Origin of the sequence: Pseudooceanicola spongiae (assembly GCF_014899185.1) — a bacterium.
In the GTDB taxonomy this organism is placed as follows: domain Bacteria; phylum Pseudomonadota; class Alphaproteobacteria; order Rhodobacterales; family Rhodobacteraceae; genus Pseudooceanicola; species Pseudooceanicola spongiae.
Map to the genome: position 1 here is coordinate 3110238 of NZ_CP045201.1, position 24176 is coordinate 3134413.

Sequence of the window (24176 nt, forward strand, 5' to 3'; positions counted from 1 at the left end):
TGTCAGATGTATTTCAGACCCTTGGCCGCGAGCCGTGGCCGCATGTCGTAGATATCGAGGCCAAGTTCACCCGCCGCCAGACGCAGCCTTTTGGCCTCCTCCGCCGCGAGGCGTTTTTCGACAGCCCGAAGCACCTCTTCGGCCTCATCACGCTTGACCACGCAGACGCCGTCATCATCGGCACAGATGATATCGCCAGCCTCGATCGCAGCACCGGCGCAGACGATGGGGATGTTCACCGAGCCAAGGGTCTCCTTGACGGTACCTTGTGCGAAGATGGCCTTGGACCAGACAGGAAAGCCCATCTGGGTCAGGTCCCGCGTGTCACGCACACCGGCGTCGATCACCAGCCCCTTGCAGCCCCGCGCCATGGCCGAGGTCGCCAGCAGATCGCCGAAATAGCCATCCTCGCAGGGCGAGGTCGGGGCGAGGACGAGGATATCCCCCTCCTGCAACTGCTCGATCGCGACGTGCAGCATCCAGTTGTCCCCCGGCGCGGCAGAGATGGTCACGGCGCTGCCAGCAACCATCGCCCCGGCGTAGATCGGACGCATGTAGCTGTGCAGCAGGCCCTTGCGACCTTGCGATTCGTGCACCGTGGCGACACCGGCACGCCCGAGCGCCTCAATAATCGCCGGATCGGCGCGCTGGATATTCTGTACGACAACGGCCATCTGGGCCTCCTTCTGACTAGACATCGCGCCGGATAAGCGGCGCGGCAAAGGTCACGCTTCGACCGGCGGAGTGCCGTGGGTGTGGAACGTCTCGATGGTTTTCAGCCCCCAGGCCTGACCCTTCTTGCGGTCGGCCTCGGTCCAGATCACGGGCTGACAGTCCGGGTCGAGGATCAGCCGCGCCCCCGCATTGGCGATCTCGACACGGTTGCCCGCAGGCTCCCAGACGTAGAGGAAAAAGGTATTCTGGATCGCGTGTTTGTGCGGCCCCGTCTCGATATGCACGCCGTTTTCAAGGAAGATGTCGGCGGCGCGCAGGATATCCTCGCGCTGATCGGCAGCGTAGGTGACATGGTGGAACCGGCCCTGCCCGCCGCCATGCTCCTCGGTGCAGGCGAGGTCATAACCCTTGTTGTTGACGGTGAACCAGCAGCCCCCGATGCGCCCGTTGTCCAGCTGGATCATCTCGGTCACCTTCGCGCCAAGACAGACCTCCATGAAGCGGCGGAACTCGGCCACATCCGAAGACAGCAGGTTCAGGTGATCAAGGCGGCGTGGTGCGGCGCCCGTATGGTGAAAGCGGCTGGCGTTGTTCTTCAGCGCAGGCTTGTCGGCGGTGCCATGGCGGTATTTCACCGTGTCGAAATAGATCTCGAACGTATGGCCAAAGGGATCCTCGAACCGGAAGGCGCGGCCATGGCTCTGGTCACCCTCAACCCAGCCGATCACCTTGAACCCACTCGCCTTGATCGCCGCAACGCGCCGCTCCAGCGCCGCCTGCGATGCTGCGCGATACCCGATGTGGCCCACCCCGGTCGTCTCCGATCGGGTCAGCTTCAGCGTGCAGAATTCATAGTCGTCCCACGCCCGAAGATAGGCCGAGCCTTCGTCCTGCCCGCTGATCGTCAGACCATAGATCCGGGTAAAGAAATCAAGGCTTTCGTCGAACTTGTTGGTCAGCATCTCGACATGGCCGAGATGCGCCAGATCGTCAAAATCGGACATGGGTGACTCCGTTCAGAGCGTATCGACCGTGCGCGGAAACACTGACTGGAAGCCTTCCGCATACTGACAATCCCGCCCACCGGACTGACCACCGGAGTTGCGCTTGAAGTGGTTGGCACGCTGCTGGGCGACGCGGGTATAGTAGTCCCACAGATGCACCTGGCCCTGCATACATTCCATCGCGGCACGCTTCTTGTCCCAGACGGACGTGATGTCGAGGAAGGTATCAGGCTTCCAGCCCATCTGCTCGGTCTGGTGCGGCTCAAACAGGTAGAGCTGCGGCGCGCCCAGCACCTTTTCCCCCGGATTATGACCCCAGGCCTGGGCGATCATCCTCGCCTCAAGCGTCACTTGGGTCATGTACATGTGGTCGGTGTTATAAGGGTCATACTGGCTGTGGCTCATCATGAATTTCGGCTGAACCTTGCGGATCAGATCGACCAGGCGGTACTTGTCCTCCTTCTCCAGATGCAGCGGATAGTCCCCAAGATCGAAGCATTCCAGCGCGTGCACCCCAAGCGCCTCGGCGGCGGTTTCGGCTTCTTTCCGGCGGATATCCTTGACCTCCTGCAGCGACTTGCCCTCTTTCCAGAGGCGCGCGCTTTCGCCACGTTCGCCGAAGGACAGGCAGGCGACAGTCACGTCATATCCCTGCTCGGCGTGCGAGGCGATCGCCCCCCCGCAACGCCAGACGAAATCAGCAGCATGGGCGCTGATCACCAGCACGGTCGGTTTTGAGCTCATCAGAGATCTCCCTACGAATGTCGTCGCAGAGTGCGCCCAAAACAGGCAGATGCCAAATTTGAACGCCGTGCATAGCTATAAGTTAGTGCTATAGTATAGTCTCAGTAAGGTCTGATAAGATACTGCGAACAATCTTGATTGACCCAAAATCCATAAGTTTTGCACAAACCCAAGTACATGAGAGGGCAGCATGGATGAAATGGAACCTGCGTCACCTGAGGGTCTTTCTCGCTGTGGTCCATCATGCCTCGGTGTCTCGCGCCGCTGAAGAGTGCCACCTTTCGCAGCCTGCGGTCACACAGGCGATTGCAAAACTTGAAGCGGGTTTCGCTGCGCCCCTGTTTCAGCACAAGGCCCAGGGCTTGTTCGTCACCGACGCGGGACAGGCTCTTGCACGGCGGGTAAGGCGCGCGCTGGAGCGCATTGACCAGGCTACGGCCCCGATTTCACCCCGTCTTGCGGCCACCGCAACGGCGTCTCAGCTGCAAGCCCTGATCGCGGTGCGGGAGCTTGAGAACTTCACACTGGCGGCTGGCAAACTGGGACTGTCCCAGCCCACGGTTCATCGCGCCGTCACCCGATTGGAGGCTGAGGCGGACAAGCCCCTCTTTGAACGGACGGCTATGGGGATCCGCGGCACACGTGCCTGCCGCTTGCTGGCTGAGGCCGCCCAGCTCGCCTTCGCCGAGCTGGATCAGGCGGAGATGGACCTGGCCGAAATCGCCGGTAGCGAGGTCGGCCAGATCGTCGTCGGGGCGATGCCGCTTTCGCGGTCTTTCATGCTGTCGCAAGCCATCATCGCCTTTCGCGAGAGCCGCCCATCGGTCTTGATACGGGTCGACGAAGGCCCCTACGATGATCTGCTGGCGGGCCTGCGCAGAGGCGAGATCGACGTCCTGATCGGTGCCCTGCGCGACCCCCTGCCGATTGGAGACGTGGTGCAGGAGATGCTGTTTGAGGATGACCTGATCCTCGTCGCGGGCCCCGGTCATCCACTGCTGGCCGAGGCCCAGCCAACACTGGAGCAAACGGCGGATTTCCCTTGGATTTTGGCCCGCAAAGGTACTCCGTCGAGAGGCATCTTCGATCAGCTGTTCGCCAGTCGGCCAATGCCGCAAAGTATCGTGGAAACCGGGTCGATGATCCTGATGCGGCAGCTGCTCCGACAGTCAGATCACATCGGCTTCATTTCACGCCTTCAGGCAGCTGCGGAAATCGAATTGGGTCTTATGGTGCCCCTGCGGATTGATCTGAGCGGAACACAGCGACCGATTGGCATTACAACCCGCCTGGACTGGATTCCAACGATTGCGCAAAAAATTCTGATTGATGAAATCAAGATTTCAGTAAATCTAAAAACGCCCTCCCCAGCGGAAGATTGAACCTTGCGTATTATTCATGACGGGCAATTTAAGGACTTGTCGCATGACTGATTTAAAAGGTATTCAGAAATATTAATGTAAGTTCACTACGAAAGAAATCCTGGTGCCAACAGAAAACCGCTCCGCCTTAGATGCAGATATTTCCAGCGCAATCAAGGACGTCGCTATTCTTGACACTTTGACTCATCTATTGAGGCGGGCGCATTTTAGAAATGAGTTTCTTTTCAGCAGCACTTTCGGGGAAATGGGCTTAACATCCCGCCAAATGGTTCTGCTTGTCGCGATTGCCCAGAACCCCGGGGCCTCTCAGAAAGTGATCGGGGATATCGTCGCGCTGGACGTGAATACCGTGAGCGATACGCTACGCAGAATGGAGCGGAAGCAACTGATCGAGCGCATCGCATCCAAGGCGGATGGTCGTTCGATCGCAGTGCGCCTGACCGCTATCGGTCTGAGCGTTCTGGAAGAAGGGCTATCTAGGAATCCAACCCTGCAAGCGCAGGTGATCGAGCGACTTGATCCCGAAGAAGCCGCCAAGCTCAAGATCCTGCTGCGAAAATTGCTCGGCTTCGAATAGACTGCTGCGCGGACCGCAGGCATAAGCCGCTCTCTTCTGGATGCTCTCAAAATCCAGTGGGCCTGCCAAGACAGCGACAGGCCCCATCCAGCAGCCCGCCCCACGTCGAGCGCACTGCCGCAATCAGTTACATATCGTACTGCAGATCGTAGGAGCGTTTGAAGAAGTTCTCGTTCTTCAGCAACTCGGCAGGACTGCCACGTTCGACGACCTCACCATCCTTCACCACCAGAATTTCATCCGCGCGCATGACCGATGACAGCCGGTGCGCGATGACGATGGTCGTGCGGCCCTTGGACAGATCGTGCAGAGCTTTCTGGATCTCGGCCTCGGATTCCGCGTCCAAAGCGCTGGTGGCTTCGTCCAGCAGCAGGATCGGAGCATCACGCAGGATGGCGCGGGCGATCGACAGCCGCTGACGTTGCCCACCCGACAGGTTGCCGCCATTTTCGCCGACGTCGCAGTCATAGCCACCGGGAAGCTTGCTGATGAACTCATGCGCGTTAGCAGCCTTGGCCGCCGCAATGATCTCGTCATCAGTGGCACCGTCGCGGCCAAGGCCGATGTTATGCTTGACGCTGCCCGCGAACAGGAATGTGTCCTGCCCCACAAAGGCCATGTTTTCGCGCAAAGACGCGAAGGTCACATCGCGGATATTCGCCCCGTCAATTTCCACCTGGCCTTCGGTCGGATCATAGAGGCGCATTGACAGGTTCAGGATCGTGGATTTGCCGCTCCCCGAAGGACCGACAAGTGCCGTGGTCTTGCCCGCAGCGAATTCCAGGTTCAGCGTCTTGAGAACAATCTCGCCCTGGCCTTCGTAGTTGAAGGAGACATCGCGGAAGGCCACTTTCCTAGGCCCTGCCGGCAGGGGTTTTGCCCCCGGCGTTTCCACCATGGTGATCGGGTGATCCAGAAGATCATACATCATCTTGACCCCGACCAGCCCGGTCTCGATCCCGATACGCATCGAGGCAAGCCGGCGCGCAGGGTCATAGGCCATGATCAAAGCTGTCAGGAAAGACAGCAGCTGCCCCTGCGAGGTCACAATGCGCTCGCCGAAAATCGTTGTCGCGCTCAGCGCGAGGATCGCAGCAATGGCCAGTCCCGAGAGAACGTCCATCATGGGCATCGTCGCCGCTTGCAGGCGCGAGATAGAGTTCGACATCCGCTCGACACGGGTGACGGCCTCGTTCATGCGGGCAGCCATGTGATCTTCCAGTGCGAAGGCCTTGATCACCCGGATGCCCACCGACGTCTCGGTTGCGACCTTGATGATCGCCCCCAAGGAGACCATCTCGCGCGTGACGATGGTGCGCACCCTGGAAACAAGGCTTCGGATGCCGAACAGCGCGATCGGAATGGTCACGATGGTCACGGCCGACAGCAGAGGCTGTTGCGCAAACATCACGTACGCGAGGCCGATCAGCGTAAAGAGGTCACGCACAAAGGACAAAAGCACGGTGTCCAGAACCGCACGGGCAGCCTGTGACGCCTGCGTCAGACTGACAAGCGTGTCGGAGGAACTTTTCGCCCCGAAATAGGCCACGCCCTGCTGGATCAGCCGGTCGAACATCTTGATCTGCTGCGAGGCGATGATGCGGTTGCCGGCGATGCTCAGGAAAACCGCCTGAAGATACCCAGCAATCCCCTTGATCGCGAAGATACCCGCAACGGCCATAGCCACAGCGTAGACCCGATACGTCGGCTCGTCCGGAGACAGGGACTGCACGATATCCTTCATGATCCAGGCCGAAGCCGCAGTCGTCCCTGCAACAAAGAACATCGACATGATGGCAAGTGCGTACCACTTTGCCTGAGCCTGATAGTTTTCGCTCAGAAGCCGGTAGAGCAACTTCTCCTGAATGCCGGGAAACAACTTTGCAAGCATGAGCATCTCTCGATCTGATATTTCGCGGCCTAAGTACACGCTGAGCTGGTGAAGTTCCAGCGCAACAGGGCTGCGCCCGCCACCGGACGTCACGGTCCGGGGCGGGTCTGGCGGCCTGATCGCTATCTAATAGCGCGCCGGGCAGATTTTTAGGGCCAGAAGAATGATCCTAGCAGGGCCAACGCTTAGGGTGCGGCGTCAAAGACCACGACGGTTTCTGCGGCCACGGCCACTTCGGTTCTGCCGGGAACCAGAAAAACCGTGGTCTGGCGCGCCGCCGTCGTGTCCATGATGCGCCGCCAGCGGCGCCGACCCGGCGGGTCCGGCAGTTGCACGGTGCAATCACCGCCACCATTGATCACCGCAAACAGCACATCGTCGCTCATCGAATAGCCGGGCGTCGCCGAAGCGGCGCGGATCTCGACACAGAGGCAGCGGAAATTCGGATCATGCCAGTCCTCGGTTGTTGGCGGCTCTCCGTCAGAGCGCCGCCAGGAGAGATCGGGAATGCCATCGCGATGTCGTGGCTTGGAATGCAGGAACAGCCTCTGCCGCAAGACCGGGTGATCGCGCCGCATCCGGGCCAGCCAGGCCACGAAATCTGCAAGGTCATGATCCGGGCGATCCCAGTTGACCCAGGCGGTGGCATTGTCCTGAGCATAGGCATTGTTGTTGCCGCCCTGGCTGTTGCCGATCTCGTCCCCCGCCAGCATCATCGGTGTACCCTGACTAAGGAACAGCGTCGCCAGCATGTTGCGCTTGCGCCGGGCGCGTGCCGCCAGAATATCGGGGTCCAGCGTCGGCCCTTCGGCGCCCAAGCCATCGGAGTGGTTGGGCTCATGCCCGTCGCGATTTTCCTCGCCGTTCCCCCAGTTGCGCTTGGCGGAATAGCTGACGATATCTTCCAGCGTGAACCCGTCGTGCGACGCCAGAAAGTTGACTGAGGCCGTGGCCGCGCGACCGTCGTGATCGAACATGTCGGCAGAGCCCATCAGACGCCCGGCGATACTTGAGGTCACCCCTTCATCACCCTTCCAGAACCGGCGCACATCATCGCGGTAGCGGTCATTCAGCTCCATAAACGGATGCGGCCAGGCCCCCAGCTGATACCCGCCGGGCCCAAGATCCCAGGGTTCGGCTACAAGTTTGACGTTGCGCAACACCGGATCCTGCTTGATCGCCGATATAAATCCGCCTCGCGCATCAAAGCCCGCAGGCCCACGCGCCAGGGACGTCGCCAGATCAAAGCGGAAGCCATCCACATGCATCACCTCGACCCAGTAGCGCAGGCTGTCCATGACCATGCGCAGCACCGCCGGGTGCCCAAGGTTCATGGTGTTGCCGCAGCCGGTGTCGTCGATATAGTAGCGGGGATCCTCGGCCAGCCTGTAGTAAGCGCGGTTGTCCAGCCCTCGGAAGCTCAGCGTCGGGCCAAGCTGGTTGCCCTCGGCAGTATGGTTGTAGACCACGTCGAGGATGACCTCGATCCCGGCGCTGTGGAACCGGCGTACCATGGTCTGGAATTCCCAGATGTCGCCTCCGCTCATGAACCTCGGATCAGGCGCGAAAAAGCCGATGGTCTGATAGCCCCAGAAGTTCGATAGCCCCTTCTCCACCAGAAACCGCTCGGACAGATGCGCCTGTACCGGCATAAGCTGCACAGTGGTAACGCCGATCTTGTCGAGGTGATCCAGCACGGGCGCCGAAGCCATGCCAAGGAAACTGCCGCGTTTGCGCGGATCGACGCCGGGGTGGCCCGCCGTCATCCCCTTCACATGCGTCTCGTAGTGTACCGAGAGCGACCGGCGATGGTTCGGCCGCCTGTCATTGCCCCACGGAAAATTGACGTCCACCACCTCAGCCTTGGGCATCGCGAACGCGCTGTCGCGGGAATCGAACCCCAGATCGGTGCGCGCAGTGCCGGGGCGATAGCCAAGCAGAGCATCCGACCACCGGAACCGCCCCGTGATCTTGCGCGCATAGGGGTCCAGCAGCAGCTTATTGTGGTTAAAGCGCAAGCCTTGCTCAGGCTCATGCGGCCCGCGCGCTCGGTAGCCGTACAGGCTGCCCGGCGACAGCCCTGCCACATAGACATGCCAGATATCCCCGTCGCGTTCGCGCAGCGGAATGCGCGCCAGCTCACGCCGCCCGTCGGTCGAGAACAGGCACAGGTCGATCCCATGCGCCTCCCCCGAGAAGACGGCGAAGTTCACGCCCTGCCCATCCCATGTGGCCCCCATCGGGTCGGGCCGGCCAGCAGACAGGCCATGGTGCGGCAGCTTGTTGGGAATATCCCGGCTGCGGCTTCTGCGTTCGATACTTGGCCCGAACAAACGCGGGTCCCGTCCATTTACGCTCATTCAGTCGCCTCGGAGATGATATCGGAATATAGCGTGGCATAGGCACCAGCAGAGCGTTCCCAGCCGAAATCGGCCTTCATGCCGTTCTTCTGGATCTGTTTGAAGGTTGTCGGGGCGGCATACAGCGTGATCAGCTGCATCAGCGCGTCATACAGCCCCCCCGCGTCAACGCGCGACATCATGATGCCGGTGGCAACACCCGCGCCCAGGGCCGCCGGATTGGCCGCGATCACCGTATCCGCCAACCCTCCGGTCGGCGCTACGAGCGGCACGGCACCGTAGCGCAAGCCATAGAGCTGGGTCAGACCGCAGGGCTCAAACCGCGATGGCACAAGTATCGCATCAGCGCCTGCGTACATCAGGTGTGACAAGGGTTCGTCATAGCCGTGCGCCATGCCAACCTGCGCAGGCCAGCGCTCGGCGGCATCGCGAAACGTCTTTTCGATCGCCTTGTCGCCAGACCCGAGGACAGCCAAGCACCCGCCGGCCGCAACATACCCGGGCAGCACCTCGGCCAGCAGGTCCAGCCCCTTTTGCGTGGTCATCCGACTGACAACGGCAGCGAGCGGCCCGGATCCCGCCTCAAGCCCGAACCGCTCCTGCAATGCCTTGCGGTTCTTGGCACGCGATGCGGGGCGCGCTGCGGAATAAGGTGTGACGGCAGCGTCGGTTTCGGGATCCCAGACCTCGAGGTCGATGCCGTTCAGGATACCGACCACCGGCTGATCCAGCGTAGAAATCACCCCGTCGAGACCCATCCCGAACTCAGGCAGCGAAAGTTCGGCGGCATAGCGTGGTGACACGGTCGACACGCGATCCGCACTCAGCAGCCCCGCTTTGAGAGCGCTGACCTTGCCATAGAACTCCAACGGGCCGTCATCGAAACCCTCACCGTCGATCTTCAGACCCGCCAGCCGGTCCGGCTGGGTCAGGCCCTGAAAGGCGATGTTGTGGATGGTCAGCAGGCTGGGCACGGCCACCCCCTGCTGACGCAGGTACAAAGGCGCCAGTGCCCCCTGCCAGTCATGGGCGTGCACCAGCTCCGGGCGCCAGCCATCGCGCAGACCGTCGCGGGCGATCTCCATCGCGACCCAGGACAAGGCGGCAAAGCGTTCGGGGTTGTCGGGATAATCCTGCCCCAGCGTATCAAGATACGGCCCCCCATCGCGCGCAAAAAGGTGCGGCGCGTCGAGCAGAAGGACCGTCATATGGCCCGTCCTGCCGATCCGCACCGTCGCAGGTTCGCCGAACAGATCAGCCGATTTCCAGACCTCTTCTGTCTTGCCGAGCGCTTTCGCAACACCGGGATACGCCGGCAAAAGAACCCGCATTTCCCAGCCATGACGCTCGAGTGCCCAAGGCAAGGCCCCGCATACATCCGCGAGGCCCCCCGTCTTGATCAGCGGTACACATTCGGATGTTACCGACAGGACCCGCCGGGCACCGCCCGCTCCCGAAATGCTCGTCATCGCCTCATCCTTTGCTTCGCATCAGGCGAATGGATTACCCATTTTCAGCCAGCCAGCGATCCACCATCGGTTGGGTCAGAAGCGTCACACCGCCCTCACTGACCCGGAACCATTTCGCATCTTCCACAGGGTCTTCGCCCACCACGAGCCCGGGCGGCACCCTGACACCGGCATCCACGACGACTCGGCTCAGGCGCGCGCGCCTGCCGACGACGGTATAAGGCATCGCCACCACCTGAAACAGTTCAGCATAGCTATGGGTGCGCACGCCGTTGAAAAGCAGGGATTCACGGACTTCGGTGCCCGAAATGATGCAATTCCCCGCGATCATCGACGACACCGCAGACCCGCGACGCCCGTCCTCATCATGGATGAACTTGGCGGGAGGATTGACCTCGCCATAGGTCCAGATCGGCCAGGCGGTGTCGTAAATGTCCAGCTCAGGCGTGAAATCGGTCAGCGCGATATTGGCGGTGTGATAGGCATCGATCGTGCCGACGTCACGCCAGTAGACGCCCTCGTTCTCGCCTGTGCGCACGCAGCTGTCCTCGAACAGATGCGCCACGGCTTTGCCTTTGCTGACCAGTTGCGGGATCAGGTCATTGCCGAAATCATGGCTGGAGTCCGGATCAGAGGCATCCGCAATCAGCATCTCGCGCAGGAAATCCCAGCGGAAGACGTAAATCCCCATCGAGGCCAGTGCGAGGTCCGGTGCGCCCGGCATGGCGGGTGGATCGGCGGGCTTTTCCAGGAAATCCGTGATGCGCTTGTTGGTGTCGACGGCCAGAACACCAAAAGCGCTGGCCTCGGCGCGCGGCACTGTCAGACAGCCTATGGTCACATCCGCGCCGGTATCTACATGTTCGCGCAGCATCACCTCGTAGTCCATCTTGTAGATGTGATCCCCGGCGAGGATGACGATATAGTCGATCTTGTAGCTGTCGATGATGTCGATGTTCTGGGTCACGGCGTCGGCGGTGCCCAGATACCACTGATTTTCCGACACCCTTTGCGAGGCGGGCAGGATATCGAGGTATTCATTCCGCTCGGCCCGAAGAAACGACCAGCCACGCTGCAGGTGGCGGATCAGCGAATGCGCCTTGTACTGCGTGGCGACGGCAATCTTGCGCATCCCGGAGTTATACGCGTTGGACAGAGCGAAATCGATGATCCGCATCTTGCCGCCGAAATAAACAGCCGGTTTGGCGCGAGTATCCGTCAGCTCTTTCAGCCGGCTTCCGCGCCCACCGGCCAGGATAAAGGCCATCGATCTGGCGCTTAGTTTCTGGGTTGTAATAGGTTTCATTTTACTGACCCTCCCTGCCAGTCAAAGTCCTGATAAGACGTAATCAGGACAAAGCATTCTTGCCATTTGGCGTCGCCTGTCACCGCGCGGCCCGCAAAAAGATCACGGAAAGCGGTGGTACAGTCATAACAGCTATCGCGGGCAACACGTTCCCACTGACAGCCTCGGCAGTCACGGAACCCATGTTCCCACGGTTGCCGCCGCCATAAATTTCAGCATCGGTGTTCAGCACCTCCTCCCAAACGCCCGTTTTGGGCAGAGGGAGTGCGTAATTGCTGCGTTCGACGGGGGTGAAATTGCACACGACCGCAATCTCAGCGTCGCCCTCCTCCGCGCGACGCAGGAACGCGAGTATCGAATGATCGGAGTCATGCTCGACCAGCCACTCGAACACCGCGCCGCCCAGATCATCGCGGTGCAGAGCCGGTTCCGAACGGTAGAGGCGGTTCAAATCGCGCACGAGCGCCTGTACTCCGACATGGGCGGGATCTTCCAGCAGGTGCCAGTCGAGGCTGATGTCGTGATTCCATTCGCGCGCCTGCGCAAACTCGCAGCCCATGAACAGCAGCTTCTTGCCCGGATGCCCCCACATGAAGCCGTAATAGGCCCGCAGGTTGGCAAACTGCTGATCAGGGGGTCCGGGCATTTTGCCCAGCATCGACCCCTTGCCGTGCACCACTTCGTCATGGCTGATCGGCAGGATGAAATTCTCGGAAAAGGCATAGACCAGACCGAAGGTCAGCTTGCGATGGTGATAGGTGCGATGGATCGGATCCTCGCCCATGTAGGCCAGTGTGTCGTTCATCCAGCCCATGTTCCACTTGTAGCCGAAGCCGAGGCCATCCTCGTGCACCGGTCGGCTGACACCGGGAAACGAGGTGCTCTCCTCCGCCACCGTCATGATGCCGGGCGCCGCGCCATAGGTCTCGACGTTCATCTCGCGCAGGAAGGATATCGCCTCAAGATTCTCGCGCCCGCCGTGAATATTGGGCACCCATTCACCTTCAGGGCGGGAATAATCGCGATAGAGCATCGAGGCCACGGCATCGACCCGCAGCCCATCAACGCTATATTCCGTCAGCCAGTAAATCGCGTTGGCGATCAGGAAGTTACGCACTTCACGCTTGGAATAGTCGTAGATCAGCGTGTTCCAGTCGCGGTGAAATCCCTCACGCGGATCAGCATATTGATAGAGCGGCGTGCCATCAAACCAGCCGAGGCCATGCGGATCGGTCGGGAAGTGCCCTGGCACCCAGTCCAGGATCAGCCCCATCCCCGCGGCCTGCGTCGCCGCAACAAAGGCCGCGAACTCGTCCGGCGTCCCGTGGCGGATGGTCGGAGCATAAAGCCCAACCGGCTGATAGCCCCAGGACCCGTCGAAGGGAAACTCCGACACCGGCATCAGCTCGATATGGGTAAAGCCCATGTCGGCGGCATAGGTGACCAGCTCAACCGCCAGCTCATCATAGCTCAGCCGTCTGCGGTCCTCCTCAACCTTGCGCCGCCAGGACCCCAGATGCACCTCGTAAATCGAGATGGGTGAAGATACCGCCTGCCGCTCAGCCCTTGCCGCGCGGGCCTCCGGTGCAGGCGGCTGTGGCAGACTGCGCACGATGGAGGCCTGCGCGGGTGGATGTTCAGACCCAAAGGCGACCGGATCGGCCTTTTGCGGCAGGCTCATCCCATCCGGCCCCAGAATGTCGTACTTGTAAGCGGCCCCGACGCCAACTTCGGGCAGGAAAATCTCCCACACACCCGACACACCGCGCATCCGCATGGGATGGCGCAGCGGCGACCAGCCGTTGAAATCCCCCACCACCGAAACGCGGCGGGCATGAGGCGCCCAGACAGCGAAGACCGTGCCCTCGACCCCCTGATGGGTCACGGGGCGCGCGCCAAGCTTTTCCCACAGGCGCAGATGCCGCCCTTCTGAAATCAGGTATTCGTCCAGTTCGCCCAGCACGGGGGCAAAGCTGTAGGGATCATGCCGGTCGTTGTCGCCTTCCGCGCGCGCAAGGCGCAGACGATAGCCCGCGTCGGCAAGCACCGCTTCAGGCAAACCCGTCAGAGTGAAAATACCCCCGCCCTCTGCCTGCATTTCGAGCACATCTGTCGAGCTGTCCGGCACACAGAACATCCGCTCCACTTCGGGATCAAACGCGATCAGGGTGTCGCCATGCAGCCCCAGAATGTCAAAGGGCGCCCCGTGGCGGCCTTGTCGAATAGCCTCAAACGCGGCGAAATCTGGGGTAAAAGGTACTGTTTCACTGGAATTACTGCTCATTGCCCCCCCATCGCGCCGAAACCGGCTGCGCGGCCATACCTGCAGAACCAACACGTTCGCCCTCCGGCAGTTCCCCACATGCAAAACGGGGACCGGCCTTGTGCAGATCAAATCAGCATAACCTGTGCAGCGCCACCCTTGAAAGACGCGCCACACACGCAACCATTGTATTCACAATCTCTCCGTCCCATCCTTTTGACAAGAGAAGCAGACCCTCTGCGATTCTTGCCAGGCCCCGGAATATAGCTGACCAAGGACACTGCATGTCGAACCGTCCAGCCGACCCGACCCCGAAACGTACAGGACCAGACTGGTGGCGGGGTGCGATCCTCTATCAGATTTATCCCCGCAGTTTTCAGGACGACAATGGCGACGGCATCGGCGATCTGCCCGGTATCACCCGGCGGCTTGATCACGTGGCGAGCCTTGGCTGCGACGGCATCTGGCTGTCGCCGATCTTTCCCTCGCCGATGGCAGACATGGGCTATGACGTTTCGGATTACGTCGATATCGACCCGCTGTTCGGCACCCTTGCGGATTTCGAAGCGCTGATCCTCCGCGCCCATGACCTCGGGCTCAAGGTCGTCGTCGATCAGGTGATGAACCACTCGTCCAGCCTGCACCCCTGGTTTGTCGAAAGCCGCAGCAGCCGCGACAACCCGCGTGCCGACTGGTATGTCTGGAAAGACCCGAAACCCGACGGTTCGCCCCCCAACAACTGGCCCTCGGTGTTCGGCGGCCCGGCCTGGACATGGGATGGTGAGCGGCGGCAGTACTACCTGCATTCCTTCCTGGCCGAGCAGCCCGACCTCAATTACCTCAACCCCGATGTGCAACAGGCAGTGCTGGACGCCATGCGCTTCTGGCTGGAACGCGGCGTCGACGGCTTCCGTCTCGATACCGTGAACTATTTCTTCTACGACCCCGAGCTGCGCGATAACCCCGCCAAGTCCTTTGGCACCGAAAAGCCGCCTGTGAACCATTACGACTGGCAGCTTCACCTCTATTCCAAGAGCCGCCCCGAGAACGTCGACTTCCTGCGCCGGATGCGCGCCCTGACGGACGAGTTTCCCGACCGGATGCTGCTGGGCGAGGTGGGCGATACCGATCAGGCGATCGAGCTGATGGGCGAATACACCTCGGGCAGCGACAAGCTGCACATGGCCTATTCCTTCGACATGCTGTCCGACCACTATACGCCTGCGCATTTTCGCGAAGTCATCGATGGCTTCTGGGAGGGGGCGCCGGACGGCTGGCCGCTCTGGTCGATGTCCAACCATGACGTCGTGCGCCACGCCACCCGCTGGGCCGCCAAGGACAGTGGCGATGATGCGCTGGCGCGCCAGGCGATTTCGCTGCTGCTGGCGTTTGAGGGCTCCATCTGCCTCTATCAGGGAGAAGAGCTGGGGCAGACCGAAACGGACCTTCTCTATTCAGAGCTGACGGATCCCGTCGGGCTGCGCTTCTGGCCCGCCAACAAAGGCCGCGATGGCTGTCGCACGCCGATGGTCTGGGTCGCGCAGGATGCTCAGGGCGGGTTTACCACGGGCACGCCATGGCTGCCGGTCAAGCCGCCGCAAGCCGCCCGGGCGGTGGATCTGCAAGAGGCAAACACCGCCTCGATACTGACGCATTACCGACAGATGATTTCCTACCGTCGCGCCACCCCGGCACTGGACCATGGCAAGATGCACTTTACCGAAGCCCCTGATCCAGTGCTGCGCTTCACCCGTGGCGAGGGTGCGAAAAGGCTCGATTGTGTGTTCAACCTGTCGACATCACCGCAGCAGGTTCCCTGCAAGGGCACCATCGTCGGGCCGTCTCAGGCGGCGAGCCTTGGTGATGATCTGTTGTCTCTCGGCGCGAATGGCTGGGCCTTCGTGACCGATTCAGATGCCGGCTGAGACCACAAAAATGCTGCTAAAACCTTTTAACTGCTGAGGTTTATGATGGATCAGATGGGCCTGCCAAAGACTGCTTCCGCCGACCCATCCATCGCAAAACCTCGTGGCACCTACTGGGGTGTGCATCCGGTCGGACAGGACGACGCAGGCCAGATCCGCTGGCACGCGACGCTCTGGGCGCCTGAGGCATCCGCGGTGACGCTGCTCCTCGACGACCAGCGCATGGCGATGACTTCCGGCGCGAACGGCACCCACATTCTTGAGTTTTCCGCCCCAAAGAATACCACATATGGTTTTGACCTCGGGTCTGGCCTGCGCCCCGACCCAGCCTCTCGCCGTCAGTTGCAGGGCGTGCACGGCCCCTCTGTTCTGGTCGATTCCGCTTACACCTGGCCCCTCTCGGAGGCCGGATGGACTGGTCGCCCCTGGGAAGAGGCTGTTATCCTCGAAATCCAGATCGGGCTGTTCACCCCCGAGGGCACCTTTTGCGCTGCAGAGAAGCGTCTTCAAGGATTGGCCGACATCGGAGTTACGGCGGTCGAAGTGATGCCGGTCGCTCAGTTCTCCGGCCATCAGGGTTGGGGATATGATGGTGTCCTGCCCTTCGCCCCCCATGCCGCCTATGGCACACCGGCTGAGATGAAGTCCTTTATCGCCGCCGCCCATGCCCTTGGGATCGCTGTGATTCTGGACGTCGTCTACAACCACTTTGGCCCTGACGGTGCCTATCTGCACGAAATCGCACCCGCTTTCTTCGACCCGGAACGCAACACCCCCTGGGGCGCCGGGATCGACTATACCCGCCCCGCAGTGCGCGATTTCTTCCTCTCCAACGTCGCAATGTGGATGGGTGAGTTTCACATAGACGGACTTCGCATCGACGCCGCGCATCAGATCAAGGACCCGACAACGCCCGAAATGCTGCGCGAAATCGCGGCAACAGCCCGTGCCGCGGCCGGTTCGCGCACCGTCTGGCTGGTGCTGGAAGATGAGCGGAACCTGACATGGCCCATCGACGCCAGCGCTGACCTGTTCGACGCGCAATGGAACGACGACTACCACCACGCCCTGCATTGCCTGCTGACCGGCGAGAACGAGAGTTACTACGCGCCATTTGCAGTCGCCCCCATGGACGATCTGCTGCTGGCCCTGCGCGAAGGTCAGGTCGATCAGGGACAGGCCCGCCCCGCCGGTGCCGCGCCGCGTGGCACCCCGTCGGCGCATTTGCCGGTCACTGCCTTCGTCAACTCCAACCAGACACATGACCAGGTCGGCAACCGCGCGCGGGGCGAGCGGCTGATCAGCCTCGTCGGCGAGGATGCGGCCTGGATCGCCCACGCTCTGCTGCTGACAACTCCCTTTGTTCCAATGCTATTCATGGGCGAAGAGGTCGGCGAGATGGCACCTTTCTGCTTTTTCGCCGACCTGCCCGAACCCCTCGCCAGCGCCACCCGCAACGGGCGGCAGGCAGAGTTCGCCCGGTTTTCTTCGTTCAGCGGTCAGGTGCCCGACCCCATCGCGCGGGGAACCTTCGACGCCTCTCGCCCCTACCTCGGCCCGGCGGAACGGCAGGCCAGATGGCGCGACTGGACGGCGCGGCTGCTGAGCCTGCGCCAGCGCCAGATCCTGCCGCTGACCCGTTCGGCCCAGCAAAGCCCGACCGAGGCACAGGCCACAGGTCCGCTCAGCCTCGCCGCGCACTGGCACTTTGCCGCGGGCAGTCTGCAAATACAGGCAAACCTCGGCGCACCGCCTGACACCCCCGCAAAGCCGATTTCCGAGCCCGACATTGCGGTCGGCAATATCGCGACAGACGCATTCGCCTTTGCCGTCAAGATCCGGTCCGTCTCGTGATGGCGCAAGGACTTCCCGAGGCCCTCGCCACGGCCACAGCAACCTATCGCATCCAGCTGCGCAACGGCGTCACTTTCGCGGTGGTCGAGGACTGGCTGCCCCATCTCGCACATCTCGGCATCAGCCACCTCTACCTGTCCCCGATATTCACCGCGCAGAGCGGGTCGACCCACGGCTATGACGTGACCCGCCCGGATCAGATCGACCCGTCGCTCGGCGGCGATGATGGGTTCGAGAGGCTGGCACACAGCGCGCATGCGCATGGTCTATCGGTGGTGATCGACATCGTGCCCAACCACACCGCGCTCAGCTTTGAAAACCTCTGGCTGCGGGATGCCTTGCGCTATGGCCCCGATAGCCGGTTCGCCCGGCATTTCGACATCGACTGGGCCGAACGGATGCGCCTGACCATGCTCGGCGCCTCCTTTGAGACGGTGATCTCGCGCGAGGAAGCCAGACTGGCCGACGACCCGGACGGCCCTGTTCTGCACCTCGCCGGGCTGTCTGTCCCGCTGAACCCTGACACCTGTGAGGGATTGACGCGCGGGGTGCTGGATATCGCCACACTGCGCAGCCTGCACGACAAGCAGCACTGGCAGCTGGTCCATTGGGAGATGGAGCGTGATCACCTCTCGCACCGCCGCTTCTTCAACGTGACCTCGCTGATCGGGATGCGGATAGAAGACTCGCAGGTGTTTGAGGACATGCATGCGCTGACTTTCGCGCTGATTGACCGGGGTCTGGTACAGGCCCTGCGCGTCGATCATGTCGATGGGCTGGCCGATCCCGGTGCCTATATCGACCAACTTGCAGCGCGTCTGCCCGGCACGCCGGTCTGGGTGGAAAAGATCCTGACCGGGGACGAGGGGCTCGACACAGACTGGCCCGTCGTGGGCACCACCGGATATGAGGCCGGGCGCGCCATTGCAGCGGTGCTCAGCCAGCCCGAGGGTGTCGCTCGGCTCAAGATGGCCTGGGGTGAAACGACCGGCGGCAGCGGCGATTTCCACAGCGCCCTGCGCACGGCCAAGCAGGAGGTCATCCGTCTGGAGCTGTCGGCAGAACTGGCTCAGCTTATCGCATTGGCGCGGGCTCTGGTGGCCGAACTGCCGCATCTTGAGACCGGCAGCGAAACCCTGCGTGAAGTGCTGATCGCCCTGCTGATCGAGATGCCGCGGTATCGCACCTATTTCACCGACGCCCCTCCTCGGCCTGAGGACTTGGCGCTGTGGCAAGATGTTGTGGATCGTGCCGCCACCCAGCTGCGCAGTGACCGGGTGCTGCGCATTCTGGGGACGGAAATCGCGGGCGGCACATCCAGCCCGGCGCAAAACCTGCGCGTGCGGTTTCAGCAGGTCACCGGCGCTCTGCTGGCCAAGGCGCACGAGGACACCGCTGGCTTTCGCTACATGCCCTACCTCGCCGCGAATGAGGTGGGTGCGGACCCCGATGCCCCAACCATGAGCACGCAAGCCTTTGCCGCCTTCTGTCAGGACCGGCTGCAACACTGGCCCGGCGCGCTGACGCTGACCTCCTCTCATGACACCAAACGATCCGAAGATGCCCGGATGCGCCTTGTGGCAACCAGCCATGATCCGGAGGCGTTTCTGGCTCTTCTCTCGTCGATCACCCTGCGCCCCGATGCGGCCGGTATTGCGCCCGCTACGCTGTGGCTGCTGGCGCAAAGCGCGCTTGCCATCTGGCGGGCTACAGATGATCTTCAGGGCAGCGATCTGGGGCCACGTCTGGCAGAGCACCTCAGGAAGGCGCTGCGCGAGGCCAAGCAGGTCACCTTCTGGCCCTACCCAAATGCCGCGATCGAAGACCCGGTCTGTGCGCTTGCCGAGGCCCTCATGCGAGAGTGGCAGGGCGCGCCGCCCGCCGCCCTGCTGCGGCTTTGCGCTCTGGGCGAGGCACTGTCGCTCTGCCAGTTGGCCCTGAAGTGCACCATGCCCGGACTGCCGGATATTTACCGGGGCACGGAGGGTGCCGCTCTGGATCTGACCGACCCAGACAACCGGCGGCCCATCGACCTGCTCCACCTCTCCACCCTGCCAACCCAAAGCGGGTTCGACGGGCAAAAGGCGAGGCTGTTGACGCAGTTGCTGGCTGCGCGCAAGGCGGCCCCCTCCCTGTTTCTGAGCGGCGATTTCGACATCGACGCCAGCGCTAAGGGCATCACCCTGCGGCGCAATTCAACGGATGGCGCATCCCTCCAGCTGACCCTCAATCCAGAACTTCCCTGCGAAAATGCCGTGACGCTGCACTTTCATATGCCGGACTGAGCGCATTGCCCCACAAGGTTTGTTCCGCATCGTTGCTCTGACAAAGTGGTCCGTGTTATCAGATTCGGTGTGAGTTCGATTAACGTCGCGCAGGTAAAAGCGACCAAGGGTGTGCAAGATGCCGCATTCCAAACAGATCAAGACTGTCGAGATGGCAATGAAGCCAATCGGGGACATGAAAGTACCCGAACCCCTGCGCGCCAGTGTCGACAAGCAGAACCAGATCCTTCTGGATCTCGCTTTGTCGATGGTAAACGCCGGATTGTCGGAACAGCAGGTCCGCTCAACCATCGAAACGGCCTGTGCCTCGTACCGCGATGAATTGATTACGACTGTTCTGGCGATAAGGGCACAAAATGGATGAACGACGCAAACTGAATGACGAGCAGGGTCGTCTTGCCGCCCTGAGGCGCGCAGGCTTGCTCGACACGCCACGCGAAGAACCCTTTGACAGGATTACCGAACTCGTCCGTTCCGTGCTGAATGTGCCTATCGCAACTGTCACTCTTGTCGATGCCGAACGGCTTTGGCTGAAATCGGTTCTCGGGTTGCAGGTTACAGAAGTCCCGCGCGAAGTCTCCTTTTGCACGCATACCATCCAGTCCCACGAGGCCCTGATCGTAGAGGACGCAACGCAGGACGCCCGCTTTCGCGACTATCCCTATGTCTTGGGCGAGCCGGGCGTGCGCAGTTATCTGGGCATCCCGCTTGAAACTCCGGATGGCTATAATCTCGGGGCGCTCTGCGCCATTGATACGGTACCAAGGCAGTTTTCTGCCGCAGACGTCGCGATCATGACGAACTTCTCCCGCCTCGTGATGAACGAACTGGAGCTGCGCCAGATCGCCATGAGCGACTCGCTGACCGGCGCCATGACCCGGCGCGGCTGGATGGAAGCCGTCGAGACTCAGATCGCGCGGTGCCGCCGGAATGGTCAGCCCTCCTCGATCGTGCTGCTGGATGTCGATCATTTCAAACGGATCAACGATACCCATGGCCATCCCGCCGGCGACAGAATTCTGCGCGCCATCTCGCAGGCCTGTTTCGAGACGCTGCGTGAAGCCGATCTTTTTGCCCGCATCGGCGGCGAGGAATTTGCCATTTTCCTGCCCGTGACGGACTCTGTCGAAGCGGCGGCACTGGCAGAGCGGCTGCGCGATCGGATTTCGCAAACCTCGTTTGATCTGGACGGCACACCGGTGCGCGCAACTGCCAGTTTCGGCATCACCGAGGTGCCCCCCTATATCGAAGGCGTCGAGGCCGGTCTGCGATTGGCCGATGCCTTGCTGTACAAAGCCAAGACGGACGGTCGCAACCTCTGCCGCGTCGCTTGAAACACGCCCGGAAACCAGAAGTGCACACTTATTAAGCTATTTGACACTCATTCCCCCACGGACGAAGCGCGGGCATGCGACGCCCAGCTGATCCGTGCGATTTTGCCAAAAGCCTGACCGAACGCTACCAATCTTGCGCATTTTGCGTGAGCGGGCGGCGCAGAAAATCCTTGAAGGGCCCACCTGCCTCGCGACTGATCCGCAGAGCCAAGCACGCTTTGGGCTGTTATTTGCCTCTCCCAAAGGTTGACTTGTCGCCCATCACCCCGCTCAATACAGGCGTTGGCGTCCATTAACCGCGCCTGACGGACCGGGATAAGAAGCACCCAAGTGCCCGCCCCGCATGAATATTGCAGTATGACCCGGTTACAGGAGCGCCACTTTTCCGGCCGGGCCACGCCATTTTCAAATGGCGCTGCCGTAGAACGCAAAGACGATCGGGAGGATCACATGATGTCACTTCGCCCCCGCGGCGCCTACGCGACCGCGCTACTCAGCACCGCTTTGGCGGTATGTCTCGGCCAGGCCGTTGCCGCGCAGGACCTGCGCCTCTGGACGACCGAGGAACAGCCCGAACGGCTGGCCCGTCAGGAACAACTCGCCGCTGATTTCGAGGAGGCCTCGGGCATTTCCGTCGCTGTCATCCCGGTCACCGAAAGCGATCTGGGCACCCGCGCCACCGCCGCCTTTGCTGCTGGCGATTTGCCGGACGTGATCTACCACACGCTGCAGTATGCTCTGCCCTGGGCCGAAGCAGGCCTTCTGGATACCGAAGCCGCGACCGAGGTGGTCGAGGATCTGGGCAAGGACACTTTCGCCCCCGGCGCACTGGAAATGGCTGCCTTTGACGGCGGCGTCGCCTCGGTTCCGGTCGACGGTTGGACTCAGATGATCCTCTATCGCAAGGATCTGTTCGAAGAAAAAGGCCTTGAGCCGCCAACCACTTACGCCGCAGTCACCAAGGCCGTCGAGGCCCTCAGCAACCCGCCGGAGATGTATGGCTTTGTCGCCGCCACCAAGGTTGATGACAATTTCATGAGCCAGGTTCTGGAACATGTCTTCCTCGCCAATGGTGTCAGCCCGGTCGGCCCCGATGGCTTGCAGCCGCTGGACGAAAAGAAAACCGTCGAAGTGCTGAACTTCTACAAGACCATCGCCGATGCCTCGCCCCCCGGTGATCTCTACTGGAAGCAATCCCGCGAGGTCTACTTTGCGGGTGACGCCGCGATGATCATCTGGTCGCCGTTCATTCTGGACGAGCTTGCCGGCCTGCGTGACAGCGCCCCGCCAACAATGACGGATGATCCCACCTCTGCGGAACTCGCGTCGAAAACCGGGATCGTCACCAACTTTGCCGGCCCCTCCAATCCGGACGGTGCCGCATGGGCCGAGATGAACATGTTCGGGATCACGGTCGATGCCGGCATCGACAATGCCATCGATTTCGTCAAGTTTTCGATGAACGAAGGCTACATGAATACCCTGGCGATCGCGCCCGAGGGCAAGTTCCCGATCCGTCGCGGCACCGCAGAAGAGCCGACCAAGTTCTCTGATGGATGGGCCAAGCTGGACGTGGGCGTGGATCGCAAGGCGCCGCTGGGGGATCTCTACTCCGCTGACATGATTGACGAAATCGTCGGTGGCCTTGATGTCGCACAGCGTTGGGGGGTTGAGGATGGTCAGCTCGCCCTCGCGTCCCAGATCGTGAACACCCAGATCATCAACCGCTATGTACGCGAGTTCATCGATGGCCAGCGCTCGGCTGAAGACACCGTCGCAGTGATGAACGAAGAGCTGGCCAAGGTTCAGTAATGCAAACCCGTACCAAGAGGGGCGCGGCATGAGCAGCGCCCCTACCTCCGCACCACAACCGCCGCGCGGCCGGGGCCCACTGGCCCGGCGCGAAGCCCGACTGGCCTGGCAATTGCTGGCGCCAACGCTTGCCGCGGTCTCGCTGGTCGTGATCCTGCCCCTGCTGGCGATCTTCTGGATTTCGTTCAAGCCGGTGACGCTGGCCGATCTGCGCCCACCTGCGCCGGTGGTGCGCGAAAGCCTGCGTGGCTCTGGCGACAAGATGCGGATCGAATACAGCCTGCGCAACTCCTCGCAGGATCAGACCGTTTCCGGCGTCGTGCTAACAGATACCCTGCCCGACAGCCTGTCTTTCAATGGCCAGCCCGAGGCCCCCTGCGTCGCCGATGGCCCCGCGATCACCTGTGATTTCGGCGATATCGAGGGCGGCTTTCGCACCCGTGTCGCGATCCCCGTGACCGGTCAGGGCGACGAGGACGCGCTGGAAGCGGCGGCTGAGGGCTCCGAACCGACGATCACTGGAACCGCCCCCAACATCCTGACAAACCTCAATTTTTCTCTGAAGAACTTCGCTCGTGTGTTTGACGGCAGCGAGTTCTGGCGCGTGCTTGGCGTGACCCTGTTCTACACCTTCTTCGGCACCGCCGGGGCGCTGGTGGTGGGCCTGTTCGCGGCGCTGTTGCTGGACCGTTCTTTCAAGGGCCAAGGCATCCTGCGCGGTCTCTACCTGTTTCCCTACGTCGCCCCCGTGATCGCCGTCGCCTTTACCTGGGTGACGCTGTTTGATCCTTTTTCCGGCTCGGCCAATGCATTGCTGATCCGCATGGGGGTCAGCGAAGGCGCGATCAACTTCTTCGGCGAACGCCCCCTCGCGCTGATCATGGTGACCCTGTTCGAGGTCTGGCGCTATTTCCCGCTGAGCTTTCTGTTCATTCTGGCGCGGATGCAGTCCATCGACACGGACATGTACGAAGCCGCCGATATGGACGGCGCCTCGCCCTTCCAGAAGTTCCGCTACCTGTCGCTGCCGCAGCTTCTGGGCATTCTGTCGGTGCTGTTCCTGCTGCGATTCATATGGACGTTCAACAAGTTCGACGACATCTTCCTGCTGACGGGCGGCAATGCCGGGACGCGGGTGCTGACAGTCAGCGTTTATGAACAGGCCTTCGACCTTGCCAATATCGGCGCGGGCGCGGCGGTGGCGGTGGTGATCTTCCTCTGCCTGACGATCTTCAGCATCTTCTTCTTCCACGTCATGAGCCGGGAGGAAGGTCTGTGACTCAATCGCCCCAAGA

At 61.6% G+C, this 24176-nt stretch carries 17 protein-coding genes; 9 read left to right on the forward strand and 8 right to left on the reverse strand.

Translation table 11 applies throughout. The annotated features are described in order from the left end of the window. Positions 1-2: 2 nt before the first annotated feature. From F3W81_RS14675 to F3W81_RS14685, 3 genes are read right to left on the reverse strand one after another with little or no spacing between them, the layout of a single operon-like run. Entirely contained in the window at positions 3-674 is a 672-nt protein-coding gene (locus F3W81_RS14675; protein WP_193079871.1) for a 4-carboxy-4-hydroxy-2-oxoadipate aldolase/oxaloacetate decarboxylase, read from the reverse strand. 51 nt (positions 675-725) lie between these two features. Further along, positions 726-1679, reverse strand: a complete 954-nt coding sequence (locus F3W81_RS14680) for a VOC family protein (RefSeq protein ID WP_193079872.1) — start codon at positions 1677-1679, stop codon at positions 726-728. Positions 1680-1691: 12 nt separating this feature from the next. Continuing rightward, positions 1692-2423 carry a PIG-L deacetylase family protein gene (locus F3W81_RS14685; protein ID WP_193079873.1) on the reverse strand — a complete coding sequence of 244 codons (732 nt, stop codon included), beginning with the start codon at positions 2421-2423 and terminating at the stop codon, positions 1692-1694. A 194-nt stretch (positions 2424-2617) separates the two neighbouring features. On the opposite strand from F3W81_RS14685, the gene F3W81_RS14690 reads away from it, so the two are divergent. After that, complete coding sequence (locus tag F3W81_RS14690) at positions 2618-3805, forward strand: LysR family transcriptional regulator (RefSeq protein WP_193079874.1); 1188 nt, start codon at positions 2618-2620, stop codon at positions 3803-3805. Positions 3806-3908: 103 nt separating this feature from the next. Continuing rightward, the gene (locus F3W81_RS14695) at positions 3909-4382 is read left to right on the forward strand and encodes a MarR family winged helix-turn-helix transcriptional regulator (RefSeq protein ID WP_193079875.1); all 474 of its coding nucleotides are present in this window, start codon (positions 3909-3911) and stop codon (positions 4380-4382) included. A 127-nt stretch (positions 4383-4509) separates the two neighbouring features. Here F3W81_RS14695 and F3W81_RS14700 read toward each other — a convergent pair whose 3' ends face one another. From F3W81_RS14700 to glgB, 5 genes are all read right to left on the reverse strand, one after another. Further along, a complete protein-coding gene (locus F3W81_RS14700; RefSeq protein WP_193079876.1) occupies positions 4510-6273 on the reverse strand; it encodes an ABC transporter ATP-binding protein in 1764 nt (587 codons plus the stop codon). A gap of 185 nt (positions 6274-6458) precedes the next feature. Further along, entirely contained in the window at positions 6459-8513 is a 2055-nt protein-coding gene (gene glgX, locus F3W81_RS14705) for a glycogen debranching protein GlgX (RefSeq protein WP_193083906.1), read from the reverse strand. Positions 8514-8629: 116 nt separating this feature from the next. Then, positions 8630-10102, reverse strand: a complete 1473-nt coding sequence (glgA, locus tag F3W81_RS14710) for a glycogen synthase GlgA (RefSeq protein WP_193079877.1) — start codon at positions 10100-10102, stop codon at positions 8630-8632. Between the two features lie 34 nt (positions 10103-10136). Beyond that, positions 10137-11408, reverse strand: a complete 1272-nt coding sequence (gene glgC, locus F3W81_RS14715) for a glucose-1-phosphate adenylyltransferase (RefSeq protein WP_193079878.1) — start codon at positions 11406-11408, stop codon at positions 10137-10139. 79 nt (positions 11409-11487) lie between these two features. Further along, positions 11488-13692, reverse strand: a complete 2205-nt coding sequence (glgB, locus tag F3W81_RS14720) for a 1,4-alpha-glucan branching protein GlgB (protein ID WP_193079879.1) — start codon at positions 13690-13692, stop codon at positions 11488-11490. 263 nt (positions 13693-13955) lie between these two features. Here glgB and F3W81_RS14725 point away from each other — a divergent pair, with 263 nt between their 5' ends. The 7 genes from F3W81_RS14725 (at position 13956) to F3W81_RS14755 (ending at position 24160) form a co-directional block, all read left to right on the forward strand. Then, the gene (locus tag F3W81_RS14725; protein ID WP_193079880.1) at positions 13956-15596 is read left to right on the forward strand and encodes an alpha-amylase family glycosyl hydrolase; all 1641 of its coding nucleotides are present in this window, start codon (positions 13956-13958) and stop codon (positions 15594-15596) included. A gap of 54 nt (positions 15597-15650) precedes the next feature. Beyond that, a complete protein-coding gene (treZ, locus tag F3W81_RS14730) occupies positions 15651-17450 on the forward strand; it encodes a malto-oligosyltrehalose trehalohydrolase (RefSeq protein ID WP_193083908.1) in 1800 nt (599 codons plus the stop codon). Beyond that, positions 17450-19735 carry a malto-oligosyltrehalose synthase gene (gene treY / locus F3W81_RS14735; protein WP_193079881.1) on the forward strand — a complete coding sequence of 762 codons (2286 nt, stop codon included), beginning with the start codon at positions 17450-17452 and terminating at the stop codon, positions 19733-19735. Before treZ ends, treY begins: the two co-directional genes overlap by 1 nt. 118 nt (positions 19736-19853) lie before the next feature. After that, positions 19854-20099 (forward strand): hypothetical protein, encoded by a 246-nt coding sequence (locus F3W81_RS14740; protein ID WP_193079882.1) that lies wholly within the window; start codon positions 19854-19856, stop codon positions 20097-20099. Then, on the forward strand, positions 20092-21069 hold the full coding sequence (locus F3W81_RS14745; protein ID WP_193079883.1) for a GGDEF domain-containing protein: 978 nt from the start codon (positions 20092-20094) through the stop codon (positions 21067-21069). The genes F3W81_RS14740 and F3W81_RS14745 overlap by 8 nt, the downstream gene beginning before the upstream one ends. A gap of 453 nt (positions 21070-21522) precedes the next feature. Next, complete coding sequence (locus F3W81_RS14750) at positions 21523-22881, forward strand: ABC transporter substrate-binding protein (protein ID WP_193079884.1); 1359 nt, start codon at positions 21523-21525, stop codon at positions 22879-22881. Positions 22882-22909: 28 nt separating this feature from the next. Beyond that, positions 22910-24160 (forward strand): carbohydrate ABC transporter permease, encoded by a 1251-nt coding sequence (locus tag F3W81_RS14755; protein ID WP_193079885.1) that lies wholly within the window; start codon positions 22910-22912, stop codon positions 24158-24160. The last annotated feature ends 16 nt before the right edge of the window (positions 24161-24176 follow it).